9 protein-coding genes are annotated in these 12,749 nt (G+C 59.0%); 3 read left to right on the forward strand and 6 right to left on the reverse strand.

Annotation, left to right across the window (positions count from 1 at the left end; all coding sequences use genetic code 11):
* Window position 1 precedes the first annotated feature (1 nt).
* Window positions 2-1,186: an IS481 family transposase gene (locus QA642_RS02120; RefSeq protein WP_283083169.1), complete on the reverse strand. Its 1,185-nt coding sequence runs from the start codon at window positions 1,184-1,186 to the stop codon at window positions 2-4.
* Between the two features lie 444 nt (window positions 1,187-1,630).
* On the opposite strand from QA642_RS02120, the gene QA642_RS02125 reads away from it, so the two are divergent.
* A complete protein-coding gene (locus tag QA642_RS02125) occupies window positions 1,631-3,235 on the forward strand; it encodes a hypothetical protein (protein ID WP_283083170.1) in 1,605 nt (534 codons plus the stop codon).
* Window positions 3,236-3,565: 330 nt separating this feature from the next.
* Window positions 3,566-5,164: a trypsin-like peptidase domain-containing protein gene (locus tag QA642_RS02130; RefSeq protein WP_283083171.1), complete on the forward strand. Its 1,599-nt coding sequence runs from the start codon at window positions 3,566-3,568 to the stop codon at window positions 5,162-5,164.
* Between the two features lie 106 nt (window positions 5,165-5,270).
* On the opposite strand, the gene QA642_RS02135 is transcribed toward QA642_RS02130, so the two are convergent.
* Together QA642_RS02135 and QA642_RS02140 are read right to left on the reverse strand one after the other, a co-directional pair.
* Complete coding sequence (locus QA642_RS02135; RefSeq protein WP_283083172.1) at window positions 5,271-6,692, reverse strand: hypothetical protein; 1,422 nt, start codon at window positions 6,690-6,692, stop codon at window positions 5,271-5,273.
* On the reverse strand, window positions 6,689-8,431 hold the full coding sequence (locus QA642_RS02140; protein ID WP_283083173.1) for an SIR2 family protein: 1,743 nt from the start codon (window positions 8,429-8,431) through the stop codon (window positions 6,689-6,691). The genes QA642_RS02135 and QA642_RS02140 overlap by 4 nt, the downstream gene beginning before the upstream one ends.
* An 851-nt stretch (window positions 8,432-9,282) precedes the next feature.
* Here QA642_RS02140 and QA642_RS02145 point away from each other — a divergent pair.
* Complete coding sequence (locus QA642_RS02145) at window positions 9,283-10,971, forward strand: type IV secretory system conjugative DNA transfer family protein (protein ID WP_283083174.1); 1,689 nt, start codon at window positions 9,283-9,285, stop codon at window positions 10,969-10,971.
* A 5-nt stretch (window positions 10,972-10,976) separates the two neighbouring features.
* On the opposite strand, the gene QA642_RS02150 is transcribed toward QA642_RS02145, so the two are convergent.
* From QA642_RS02150 to QA642_RS02160, 3 genes are read right to left on the reverse strand one after another with little or no spacing between them, the layout of a single operon-like run.
* Window positions 10,977-11,546, reverse strand: a complete 570-nt coding sequence (locus QA642_RS02150; protein WP_283083175.1) for a hypothetical protein — start codon at window positions 11,544-11,546, stop codon at window positions 10,977-10,979.
* The gene (locus QA642_RS02155; protein WP_283083176.1) at window positions 11,531-12,253 is read right to left on the reverse strand and encodes a hypothetical protein; all 723 of its coding nucleotides are present in this window, start codon (window positions 12,251-12,253) and stop codon (window positions 11,531-11,533) included. The genes QA642_RS02150 and QA642_RS02155 overlap by 16 nt, the downstream gene beginning before the upstream one ends.
* Window positions 12,250-12,714, reverse strand: a complete 465-nt coding sequence (locus tag QA642_RS02160) for a hypothetical protein (protein WP_283083177.1) — start codon at window positions 12,712-12,714, stop codon at window positions 12,250-12,252. The genes QA642_RS02155 and QA642_RS02160 overlap by 4 nt, the downstream gene beginning before the upstream one ends.
* Between the last annotated feature and the right edge of the window lie 35 nt (window positions 12,715-12,749).

The raw sequence follows: 12,749 nt of genomic DNA on the forward strand, positions 1-12,749 counted from the left end.
CCTAAGAGATGGGTGACAACCTCGTGCCGAACGGGTTGTCGAGGGGTTGCAGGGTTTTCTGCTCCAGGTCGAAATATCCCAAATCATAGTGCATGAAGCTGACGAGCCAAATGCCGTCGTCGACCTCCTTGATGCCGAGCTTTTGTCCGGCCAGCACGGTGGAGAGATTGATCCGCTTGCGATGCAGGCAAAGCCGTCCGCAGGCGGTGACGAGTAGCTCGTGATCGTGGAACGGATAGGTCAGTTCCGGCAGGCCGGCATAGCAGCGCGTTGAGGCCAGGTAGCGCTCGGCAGGGCAGTTCATGTCGAGGGCCTCGTGGGGACGCTCGGCGTTGAACTCGCGGAGGAACGCGTCGAAGCGCTCCTGCTGCTGCAAGCTATTGGCGCCCGGCGGCCGAGTGGTTTCCTTCTTGAGGGTGAGGTGCATGCGCTCGTGGCGTCCGTTCTGCTGCGGATGGCCCGGCTTGATGCGCTCGATCGCAATCCCGAGCCGCAGCCACCACACCGAGAGCTTTGAGAGATTGAACAAGGCGTTGGGGCTGGCGAAGGGCACGCCGTTGTCGGAGCGGATGGCCAGCGGCAGCCCGCGCTCGCGAAACAGCCGCTCGAAGGCGGCAATGGCCGGCTCCTCGCGGGTGGAATCGAGCGCGTCGCACAGCAACAGGAAGCGCGAGGCATGGTCCGTGACGGTCAGTGGATAGCAGTAGCGGCCATTGCCGAGCTTGAACTCGCCTTTGAAGTCGGTGCACCACAGATCATTGGGTACAGCGCCCGCGGACAGCGGCGTGGCGCGCGCGCGGTGGCGCGGCACGCCGCCGCGTTTGACCAAACCATGGCGATCGAGCACCGCATGAATGGTGCTTTTGGCGGGAAGCCTGACATCGCCGTCGAGCCGCCGGACCAGCAATTCACGGATCTTGCGCGCGCCCCAGTGCGGCTTCTCGGCTTTGAGGCGGACGATCAGGCCCTCGACTTGCTCCGGGAGCTGATTGGCATAGTGCACCGGCCGCCGCGAGCGATCGCTCAGGGCCGCCAACCCCTGTTCCTTGTAGCGATCGAAAATCTTGTAGCCGGTCTTGCGTGATATGCCGAACTCCCGGCAGACGTCCGTCATGGCCTCCCCGTCCAGCAGACGGGCGACAAAGCGAAGGCGCTCTTCCATCACCGAACTCGCTTTCCACGGCATCCACACCTCCCGCAGAACAAAAGCGGAAAGTGTAACCCATGTGTCCGGTACGGACCGTTACCTATCTCTCGGGTCGCTCATCGCATCCGACCGCCACTTTCGAACGCCGAAAACCTCGAAAAACAACGCTTCCGGCCTGCCCCAGGTGTGCCAGTGTCGAAGCGTGTATCCACCAATGTAGTCCACGAAGTAGTCCAGCAGAAAAGGGCGTCCAAGGGCCCGGCGCGCTGGCCAAGAGGGCCGGGCCGGGCGCCAACTTATCTGGTGCGCCGGCTTTCCACGTATTTCTTCCAGATTCGGCCCCCCTCAAACCTTGCAGCCAGACTGCCGTCATGCGCTCCTATTCGGGTGCGTCTTGGGGTGCTTCCGCATCGTGAGGCGCAGCGGCGGGCGTCTTGGCTGGGCGCGCTGGCGCAGACCGGTTTCAGCCAGTGGAGAGGCGGGGTGAGTACTGACATGGGGGGAGAGATCCCGTGCAGCGACGTCGGGTTTCCGACGGGCAACAGCCCTGAGGAATTCCTGGCGAACATGCTCGCCTTCCTCGAGACGGCGGCGGCTAAGATCGCCAATCCCCCGCCGTGGCCGGATTTCTCGCCTGACGTGCTTCGCGATATCGCCTCGATCCAAGAAGCGGTGCTGATCGAAAAAGAGGTCAGCAAGGGTGGAGCGGGAAATACAACGGTCTTGGCCCGGGCCGACCTGTTGCGCCAAGACGTCTGGAATCGTTGGCGGGCTGGCGCAGGAATCGCGCCTAGCAGTGAGCCGCTCTCAGACGTGCTCGGCAAGCTCACCGAAGTTGCCGACCGGCAACTTGCCATTCTGGAGCAGACCTCGGCGACGTCGACCAGCCGCAGGCCGCGTGACTTCAGGCCAGTGAAGCCGGCGCCCGCGCCAGCGGTCGCGGCGCCTAACGTCGAAACGTCGACTGCGCCCAAGTTCAGCGAGTTGGAAGACGAGTATTTCGAGCTGCGAAAGGCCGGAGGAGCGTCTGACAGTGCCATCAGCACGGGTCGGATGCGTGCGGCAACCTTCAAAGCTCTTGTCGGAGATCGGCCGATCGATTGCTATTTGCCGATTGACCTGCAGAACTTCGTCAACGAGCTTCAGTACGTGCCGGTCGAGCTCTCGCGTGAAGGCGAAAACACCGAAGAGCTCCGGCAGATGGGGATCCATGCAGCGATCGAAAAGAATAAGGTCGAAAGCTGCTACGAGCCTCTGGCGCTGAAAACCATCCAGGACGGATACGTTCAGACGGTGCGAGCTATCATCAACGGCGCCGTTGGCCTGCATCGACTTCGCAATCCGTTCGAGGGCTACCGAGTGCGTTGGCCGGACAACGCCAAACCTTCAGTGAAACGGGAAGCCCTCGACTACGAAAAAGTTGACAAGGTCTTCAGACTGGGTGTCGACAGCGGCTATCTGGATGACGCGATGCTGGGCCCCCTGTGCCTTCTCTCGTCGCGCCGAATCGGAATCCTTCCGTTCATCCGGGGGAGCGATATTGACCGCAAGCATGGTGTCGACATCGTGCGCGTCAACGGCATCGTCTATGACAAAGAAAAAGGAATGTACAAACGCGTCGGCTTCAAAACAGAGGCCAGCCTGCGCTTCTTCGTGCTGCATGACTTCTTCCGCCGCATTGGCTTCGTCGAGTGGGCGGCCGCACAGGGCGATAATTTCATCTTCCGCCTGCTCGCCACCACGAGTGATCCGGGCGACGTTGCTTCGAAGCGCATAAATCGTCTCCTCAAGAAGGCCGGCGCGATCGGTATGAATATCGAAGTGGCACATTCCCTTCGGCACGGTGCCAAAGAGATGTTCATTGAGGAAGACCTCGATGACGAGGCGACTAGGCTGCAGATGGGTCACGAGTCAAACGACGTTCACGGCAACTACGGCCAGCAGTCAGCACTGCGCCGCAAGCAGTGTCAGGAACTGGCCAATTTCGAGCTGCCGAGGGAAATAGATTGGTCGATGTTCGAAGGCCTGGATTTCGAAGCCATGGCGTCCGAGCAGCGCAAGATCGGACGTCCGAGGGCTAGAATTTGACGATCGTCGGAGCGGCCGCGGCGGCGTGCTGTTTTTATCGTTGGGCGACATAGGCGAGAGTCACCCTTTCGCCTAGGACCTTTGCTGATGAAGCTACAAGCTGAAGTTCAGAGGCGTCGATCTGCAAGGTTGGCGACCCTAGGCAAAATATCCATGTGAATTTCCCAACGAGGATGTGGCGTCAGCGGGATGTGCTGCTATTGATGATCCTACGAGGTCTCCCCTCGCATACGCGCTGTCGTAACTGCGGCGTAAGAGCGAAAGTCTAATCAAGGATCGTGCGCGCCACGTTGCTCGCTGAATGCCTGGCGTGATTGGAAGGGAGACCTCGTGCCCAGCCTCGCATCGCTCTTCGGCGCTCCGGTCCGGATCACCGTTCCAAACGAGCTTACGAGCGAAGCCGAACTGCTGAAGTATCTTGCTTTGTCGGCAGCCGAACTCAAGAGAATCTGGTGGTTTCGCGGCCGGATGTATCAGAAGTTCGAGATTTCGAAAGGCGAAGGAAAGAAGCGCGTCATAAGCGCGCCGGACCGTCGACTGAAGATGCTGCAGGCAAAAATCGCGTCCTCGCTGGCATCGATATACAGGCCAAGGAATTCTGTTCACGGCTTCGTGGGCGGCCGTTCGGTCAAGACGAACGCTACGGCTCATCTCCGGAGCAAGTTCGTGATGAATTTGGACATAGAAGGCTTCTTTTCGGCCATTACGGAAGGACGCGTCTCAGGCCTTATGAGTGCACTCGGCATCGATGGTCGGGTCGCCGAGATCCTGGCGCGGATCTGCTGCAACGAGGGTGTCCTGCCGCAAGGCGCGCCTAGTAGTCCGGTGATTTCTAACATGATCTGCTTCCGGATGGATAAGGAATTGCAGACAATCGCAAAGGAAAGCCGCTGCATCTACACTAGGTACGCTGACGACATCACTTTCTCCAGCTATCAGCCGTTGACCTTGCTGTTCGAAGGACCTCCGCCACCGGCCGGGAATTTCTCGCCTGATCTGCTCAAAGATCGGCTTCGCGGAACCTTCCGATCCAACGGCTTCGCGATCAATCCGCAGAAGGTCCACTACGCCGACAAGCATTCGCGCCGAACGGTGACCGGCCTGAAAATCAACGAGCTCGTCAACGTCGATCGAAAATTCGTGCGAAACATTCGCGCGGCGTTGTTCGTGACGGAAACGCAGGGCGCTGCGGTTGCTCAGAAGATTCTCAAGGACAAGTATGGTCGCGAAGCGATCTTCGCGTCGCATCTTCGCGGACGAATATCCTGGGTGGGGCACATCAAAGGACCTTCGGATCCGATTTTCCGCAGTCTGGCCTCGCGCTACAACAAACTCTTCCCCTCCGAGAAACTGGAAATTCTGCCCACAATTTTCGAGATCAGGGAGCGTGCTGTGTGGGTGGTCGAGCATTGGGGAGATGACGCAGCGGAAGGTAGCGCGCAGGGCACGGCTTTCTTCTTGAAATCGGTGGGGCTCGTTACCGCCTGGCATTGCGTGGAGGGGGCGACCGAGATCGCGGTCTATCACCCCAGCAAGCCTTCAAATAAATTCAAGGTGACCGTCGCCAAGAACGACGCCCATCGCGACTTGGCCGTTCTCGCTCACGAAATACAAGCCACCGAGTACTACGAGTTCGATATGTCGAAACGCCCGCTCAAGGTCGGCGACAACACGACGGCGATTGGATTTCCGAGCTTCGGCCCGGGCGACAAGATCAACGTCCGATCGGGATCTATAACGTCGTTGCCCACGAAGAGCGCCGTTCCGATGATTGAGGTAACGCAGAAGCTCTCGCAAGGCATGTCTGGTGGTCCGTTAGTCGATGAGGACGGCGCCGTCGCTGGTATCAATCATAAGGGCGGACCAGGTGAGGCCAGAGATTTCGCCGTGCACGTCAATGCGCTGACCGATTGGCTGAGGGAGTCGTAGGTCTTCCGATCCGGCGAGATCTCCGGACCGTGCCCTCAACGGGCGCACGCTCCCTGAGCTTACTCAGACATCCGGCGATGCTAGACGACTGACATCGGCGATTTCGCTACATGAAGAAGCGAAACTGATAAGGTGTCGAGCCTAAGCCATCCATGCGCTTGACGACGCGCGCGAGCACTTTAGCGTAAGCCATCGTTACGGGCAGCATGTCGTACAGCGCGTCATTGTTCCAATCCATCTTCGCGAGAGCGAGAGCCGAACGGGCAGTCTCGTCCCAACTACCATGACCCGCGTGACGGATCAGACGGATCGGTCGCGGTGTGCTACGACCTCCTTGGTAGTATGAGCGTTCGGCAACGTTCTTCACGTCGCCGTGCATCCAAAGCAGGCACTCTCGATCCCCGAGCGGGATTAACGTACCGCGTTCAACAGGATAGCCGAAAGGCTTTCCTTTGGCGCCGCCCTGCCGGTCGCGTTCGATCCTGACGCCGCGCCAACCGACGTCCTCCACGACCTGCACGAGGTCGACCGCTTCGCACAGATGCAGCGCTTCCATGCAGCCGTCGATCTCGTCCTTCTTGAACTCCGTCGTCTTGTGCACCGTGATGCGCCGAGGCGTGCGGCCCGAATGTCTTCGCCGATAGAGGTCCAACGATCGGCTCATCACACGGAACATCTCGGTTCGGGACATGAACGGATTTTCCCGCTGAACGTCGACTTCGTGGGCATCGTATGCGACGAACTCTAGGCCGGCGCCTTCCGCGTCGAAGACCTGACTGCAGCACGTGACGAAGCGCGGCCGGTCGGATTCGGTCGGACGCACAGCGTAAGAGAGGCCCATATAGGCGGTCTCAGGATCCGTGTCAGCGAGCTTCCAGGGGACGCCTCCCGCCTTCGCGTAAATCGCAAGTCCTATGCGCCACATGACGCTTGCGCGGTCCGGATAAGCGAGAGCCCGGTCTTCGCGCACCAATTGGATCGGAATGCGTCGCGCGGCGGTCGCCGCCTTGAGGTGGTCGTGGAGGTCGAAATCGTCGCCGGCGGACCCCACGAAGCCCGCGGCCCAGCTTTGCGGGATGTAAATGAAGACAATGTCGAACGCGTCGCGACGCGCTTTGAGAGATTGGATGGCGCGAAGCAGCCGATCCGCCAGTACGACGTGGGGCGTGGCCGAGTCCTTCATCTCGAACTCTAGCCGATCGTCCAACTCGACGTGGCAATCCTTAACGGCGCCTCGCATATCAAGATTGAACGCCTTCCGGAAGCCTGGCCAGGCCGGGAGGTAGTCCTTACGTTCGGTCGCCTTGAACTCGGCCGCGAGTTCTCTCATGAAGCCGTAGAGTCGCGCCCCCTGCCGCGCCGGCGCGATTGTCGCGATCCGAATAGGATCGGGGACTAGGCCTGACGAATAGGGACCAAACCGCAACAGCCCGCGCAAGGGATGCAGGTCAACGTCCGATGTTCGCTCAGGATGGAATGCGAGTTCGGCTTCTGGGATAAAAAGGTGAGGCGATATCTCGCTCGTCATGGGCGGGCTCTTCCTGAATATGCCGTCGTATCGCCGAGCCTGAAGGCCGCATCCACGCCCGCGCTGATGCCGAGAGCCAGGATATCGCGCTCTGGGCACGTGAACAGCGTCGACCAGAACGTGAGAAGGGCATTGAGCGCCGGATTATAGCGTCTCACTGTGCGCTCGCGGGCAAAATCGGTTGCCGCGATTCTGTTCGCCTGCGTGATGCCTTCGAACACGGTGCGCGGCTCGAGCAGAAGCCAGAGCCGCTCGTCCGCCCAATCCAGCCGGATTCCCAGGCCCTCCCGCCAACTCAATTCGGGATGCTTTGGTACGGTTCCGCCTAGGCTCCCCGTCAATCTCTTCAACGGCGCCCACTTCGCGTCGTCAATCGATGACGGCTTCAGAAGATCGCTACTCCTGCGACGATCGGCGGTCATCTCGTGCGCTCGGGTTAGCGCGCAGATCAGAGCTTCGCGCAGAAGGCCGCGCTCCTGGCTTTCGTAGCGCAGTCGGCGGACTTCGATCGCGTGCAGGTCGAAGCTTTCAATATCGTAGGCCGAAAGCACGGCCCGCACGTCGGCGTCGGAGCCGAAAGCTAGTACTCCGGCTCGCGACCGAGTCGCCAGCACCGGCTGGCCTGCGGCTTCGATCGCCGACCTGACCTCCGCCACGCCGCCGATGCCGCATACGACGCGGCGACAAACGGTAGGCGTTCCGATTAATTCGAGAGCATTGAGCCGGACCACCGGAAAACCGCGCTTGCCGGCCGGACGCGGTGCGGGCGACCAGATTCGTCGCTCTGAAGCGAGTTCGTCCAAGGCCTTGGTGTCGAGATCCTCCGCTAGGCGAACGAGGTCGCGCAAGACTTCGTCAAAATTTTCGATCGGCACCAGCCCGCCGTCGACGCCCTTGCGGGCACTGGCTGCCAAGAGACGTTGGACGCGCGGCAACGGCGGATCCTCGCCGCGATGGAGCCAGAAAAGACCGGCCGGAAAAGGCGGGTCCCGTTCGAGAGCCGCCTCCAACGTGTCCATGATGGAGTCGTCTCGGCCGCTGTAGCCGGCGACGATCAGGCCCCACCGGCCGCAACTTTCGATCAACAACGCCCTGAGCTTCGCATCCTGTTCGCGCAGTTCGTCTCCGGTGTTCTTCAGCCTGCGCGATCGAAAGTCGCCGTGCAGTTTGATTTCGACGGGCCAACGCCCCTCGTCGATGACTTGGCGTCCAATACTTCCGGTCTCGATCGACACCGTCGTCAACTGACCCGTTCCGCCGTAGACCTTCGCGCAGCCGTCGGCGATCAACGGGTCGAAATTGGTCGTCCACGTGAGGCGAGCGCGTCCGCCCCTCATCATTGTCGCAAGAGCGATATGTCCGTAAGATGGCTTCGCGCCGCTGACCTTCGACGCAATGTAGGTTCGACGGTCCGCCTCGCTCGGATAGACGGCTTCGAAGAGAGCAGCATACTCGTCAGGAGCTCCGGGCGGCGGCAGATTCCCGATGCCATCGATGAAAGACTGCAGTTCACGCCGGACGGCCGGGTTGGCGAGGTCGGCGACCATTTTCGGGGAGACGCGTCGCTGACTTACGTAGAGCTGCTGCTTGAACTCCCAGATCATGTCCCACGCCGTCGGAATGCCGGCGGCCGCCGATCCACCTGCTCCGAGCAACCACATCAGATTTCCACCCCGTTGCGAGAAGCGGCGCGCAAAATCATCCGCAGCTACGACAGGAAAGACCGAATCGGCTGACATCCAAACATTCTAGTCTTGGAAATTGCGCGGTGCGACTTAAGGCAACGCTTCTTGACCTCCTGCCCACCGGAATATTCAATCGCTCTCGCTGCCGGCAACGGGCAGTCCTGGTCGACGCTCTGAGAAGCCACCTGCAGGTGCCAGCTTCTTCAGGCACTGCGAACACCTAACGACGTTAGCTCAGAGCACTGAGGTCCAGGCGAGAATCTGGAGCAGTCCTTGAGCGGATCTTGCGCTTTTATTAAGGAATGAGCCGCAAGCGACATCGCGATGTCACAACGCGTGCAAAAACTAGGAATCGCTCCAATGAGGGCGCATCGTTGGTGGCCGCTTCGAGCGGCCACCTGTTAAAGCACGGCACAAGAGCGCTCGTCAGTCTATCGGTAGGGCGAAGGCCTCCCGGCGTCGGACCACTCCTTGATGAGTACTCCGATACGCCCACGAGCCTCTCCGATTTGCTTGAGCAGCTCGGCGCATTGCTCCTGCGTCTTTTTGAGTGTTGGGTTGCCCCGACCTTCTACTCCCCAGAAATGTACAAGGATGGTTTCCCCGAACTTCGAGCGCCGGGCCTCGTCGTTGTCGCCGGGCATACTGGGGTAATCGCCAGGAGTGGCCGCTTTCAAGTCCTGGAAAAGCAGATCTCGGGCTTCCTCTAGCGCAATCGCCATATCTTCTAGTCTGTTAAAGTCGGGACCTGACATTTCTTCTTGCTACTCCACGCTGTTTAGCAACATAGAACACACACGTACTAACACCGCTTGCTTCGGTTCCTTAAAAAGCCAATCAGTTCTTCGCGGGATCGTAAGAATTCGTCTGGTTTGTAGTGACACCAAAGAAGCGCGTTGTTTTTTATGAACCCGACCTTTCCCAGACTATTGCTCACGCTCATCGTTGTTTGCTTTGCGCTCGCGATTGGCTATCCGGCCGCCTTTATTGCGCAGCATGGTTGGCTTGCAGCGAGTTGGCCGCCAGAGCTCGCTGGCGTCTCGCCTGCTGCGTGGGCACTTCATTTATTTGATCGCTTCATCAACTTTCCGATGATCTTCGGCACGTATTGGGAAATGGCGCAGGGGAAATTGCCCGCCTTCGCTGGCGGCGGGACCGTCCAATTCTATGCCATCTCGGGCGTGACAACCTTCATTGCCGCGCTTCTTCTCGTCGCGGGCACCCCCGGTTCGATCCGGGACAATTCAGGGGTCTATGGCGATGCCAAATGGGCGTCGAACAGAACTGTCCGCAAAATGAATAGGGGGTTAGAGGTCGGTATCGACCCGATCACTGGCAAAGCCGTACGGATTCAGGTGGAGGGAAATCTTCTCACAATCGCGCCACCTCGAACGGGGAAGACAGACGGCTTCATTATTCCAAACCTGGCGTTTCCAGAACCTGACGCTTGGGCAGGGCCAGCTGTTGTCATCGATCCGAAAGGCGATGCCTACCGGGCTGTAAAACGTCGCCGTGAATCTATGGGGCGCGTGGTGCGCTGTATCGATCCGCTCAAACTCGCTGGCGGTGTCGACCGATGGAACCCGCTTATTCTCCTTGATCCGTCAAACATTCTCTATCTTCAGAGCATGGCCCTATCGCTTTTGCCCCCTGCAAAGGAAGCCAGTGAAAACAGCTATTTCCAAAGCCGAGCCAGCGATCTGATCGTTGCGGCGATTCTGGCGACAGTTCGCAACGGAAAAGCCGATCCGGTCGGAGCAGCTTTGCTCCTCATGAAGCCTGATGACATGATAAAGGCGGTCAGCGGAGCAACGGATCACTCATCTCAGGCTGCGGTCGCAATACTTGAAATGGATGCAAGATCCCGCGACAGTATAACGTCGACCGCCCAGCAAGCCACGCAGTGGTTACGGGACAGCCGCATGCAAGATGTGGTTCAGGCCCATACTTTCGAATTGGCTGACCTTGCTGCCGGGAATGTCGATCTGTTTATCGTGCTACCTGCCGGCGAGGAAAAGAAAATTCTGGCGCCTTATGTTCGCTGGTTACTCGCCGACCTGTTCGCGTCTGTGCGTAGGAATCGACCTAGTGAACGCATCATCGCTTTCATCGACGAGGCATTCGTGCTCGGTCGATTTGACGCCGTTTTGAACGGCGTAGGCGAATTGCCCGGTTACGGACTGTCGATTTGGACGTTCTGGCAGTCTCGATCCCAACTCGTTGAAACATTCAACGTCAACGGCGCCGACACCATGATTGCGACCGCAGAAATGCTCAACGTCTTTAATCTTCCAGCGGCTCTACCAAAAGAGAACGAATATTGGTCGAACGCGCTCGGCACCTACACCGGGATCAAAATCACGACGACGCCCGACTCCAAGACGGGAAAGCCGGTTCAGACGAAAACGTCCGAAGCGCTGCGGCTTGTGCCCGCCTCTGATATCCCAACGTTGTTGCAGAAGAACCAGATTATGTTCTTGAACAGCCTGTCGCACACACCGGACCGGGTTAAGCTGAAGCGCACGGTTGCTCATGATGATCCGCGCTTTGCATCGATCGTTGATTTTCAACCACCTGTCGGTAAGAGCAACTGAGCGCTTTAGAGGTGATCTGCGACATTAATCTTGGCTATAGCGTAACCCTCGCGGGCATACCACTTTCTGAGGACGTAAGATCCATCGGAGCGCTTCAGTAGCACTAGACTTTCGCCGGCCGGGACTGTGCGCCTGAGAACTTTGCCACTCGGCATTTGCCAATCCACAGTCACTGGACTGGAGGCGACGATCAGCTCGCCCGTATTGCGCCACGCGACGTATAAATAATATCCCACCGGCAAGATAAGGGCCGCGACGCAGCAAGCGCGCAGTAGGGATGAGAAGGACAGCACCCGATGTCGACGAAGCAGCGCCTTCGTCCGCCAAGCTACAGCGTGCCAATTTGGAGGTGCATCGTCGATCAAGAGCGACTTTCGCAGTTCGTTCCGTTCGTTTGGGAGAAGATCGGCATCATCGATCGCGTTAAGACGCTGCATCTTTGACAATTTCAAGAGCTCTGTCAGCCGGTGCTTGCTAACTGCTTCGAGCCGCCGCTCTACGTCCGTTACACGGCGGGCAGCCAACTTATATTTCTTGCTCAATACTTTTCTATTGGCGCTCATCCAATCAGCCATTCTGCGGCCGGCCTGACGGCGTCCATCGCCTCTTTCCGAAATCGCTCAAGGTCCTTCTGAATGCGCAAGGCGGGGCCAAGGCCATGTTTCGCTCGGAGCTTCGCTTGATCGAGTTGACCGATGGTCGCCAATCCTCCGGCCTGTAAAATCTCGTCGGCGCCATCTTCGAGCACCTGTTGATCGAATGAAGTGACTTTGATGCCGTTGCTGTTCCTCCTGATCCACTCCGCCTCGACAGCTTCGTGCAACCGATTTTCGATCAGGAACTGAGCTTTCGCCCAAGGTTTGGTCGATGAAAGAATCGATGTCGCGGCAGCGATGGCGGCATGTTCAGTCGTAACGATTACGCAGATACCAAATTCGGCGCCGTTGTTAGACAAAACGGGTGCAATCTCAGAGATGACGCTCAGGAATGTGAGCGAAGTGTTCGCGCCGACATCGACAATCGTCGGAATAGTTGCAGTTTCGAGAGCGGCCAGCACACCATCAAATTCCGCGCGAGACGCCTTGCCGCCCGTCTTTTCGATAGTGGCGCGGTCAGCTCGCATTTTGAAGAATGTGACCCGGTCGCCCAGCTCGATCATACGGGGGCTCGAATCGATTTCAATAACGGGCGCGCCGTCGACCGCTTCGGCCAGGGCTCGCGCGAAAACGGTTTTGCCGACCCCGCCCTTTTCTTGCGTGACGAGTAGAATCCGGGCCATCATTCTTCCTTCTTCAACAATGACTGAATCTTTTCGAATGCAGATCGACGCAAATTTTCTTCGGTGGATTGCGTGTTGCGTTCCGTGTCCGCACGAGGGCCCGCGAGATCCGGTGACAACCTGAGCTTAAGCTGGCGGTTCGCCGGTTGCTGGACGACATCGTGCCGGACCCGCTCCGCTCGGTTGGCTTTTTTTCGCTCCTGGCCCTCCAGCTGGCTGACGATCGCCGTGAGGCGTTTGGTCGTTAGCGGGATGCGGTCTCTGCCTTGAACGATGCCCTGCCCAGCCAGCGCTTGAGCGATCACGGGCCAAGAGATCCCCTCTTTTCGGAGGTCGTAGATGATAGGAAGGGCGGTTCTGATAGCTGAGGTCGTCCCGGTCGTCTCCTTGCCCACTGTCGTCGGCGGACGAGCCTTCTGGAGGCGCCGGGCGTCTTCTCGCAGCTTCTTGGGATCGAGGGGCATGACGAGCTTAATATAGGCGCTCTGCCGGCCGACTA

The organism is Bradyrhizobium sp. CB2312 (genome assembly GCF_029714425.1).
Classification (GTDB): domain Bacteria; phylum Pseudomonadota; class Alphaproteobacteria; order Rhizobiales; family Xanthobacteraceae; genus Bradyrhizobium.

Bases quoted from the DNA above. Each gene is read 5' to 3' on its own strand.
- QA642_RS02120 (WP_283083169.1), bottom strand. From the start codon at position 1,186: ATGCCGTGGAAAGCGAGTTCGGTGATGGAAGAGCGCCTTCGCTTTGTC.
- QA642_RS02135 (WP_283083172.1), bottom strand. From the start codon at position 6,692: ATGACGAGCGAGATATCGCCTCACCTTTTTATCCCAGAAGCCGAACTC.
- QA642_RS02140 (WP_283083173.1), bottom strand. From the start codon at position 8,431: ATGTCAGCCGATTCGGTCTTTCCTGTCGTAGCTGCGGATGATTTTGCG.
- QA642_RS02145 (WP_283083174.1), top strand. From the start codon at position 9,283: ATGAACCCGACCTTTCCCAGACTATTGCTCACGCTCATCGTTGTTTGC.
- QA642_RS02150 (WP_283083175.1), bottom strand. From the start codon at position 11,546: ATGGCTGATTGGATGAGCGCCAATAGAAAAGTATTGAGCAAGAAATAT.
- QA642_RS02155 (WP_283083176.1), bottom strand. From the start codon at position 12,253: ATGATGGCCCGGATTCTACTCGTCACGCAAGAAAAGGGCGGGGTCGGC.
- QA642_RS02160 (WP_283083177.1), bottom strand. From the start codon at position 12,714: ATGCCCCTCGATCCCAAGAAGCTGCGAGAAGACGCCCGGCGCCTCCAG.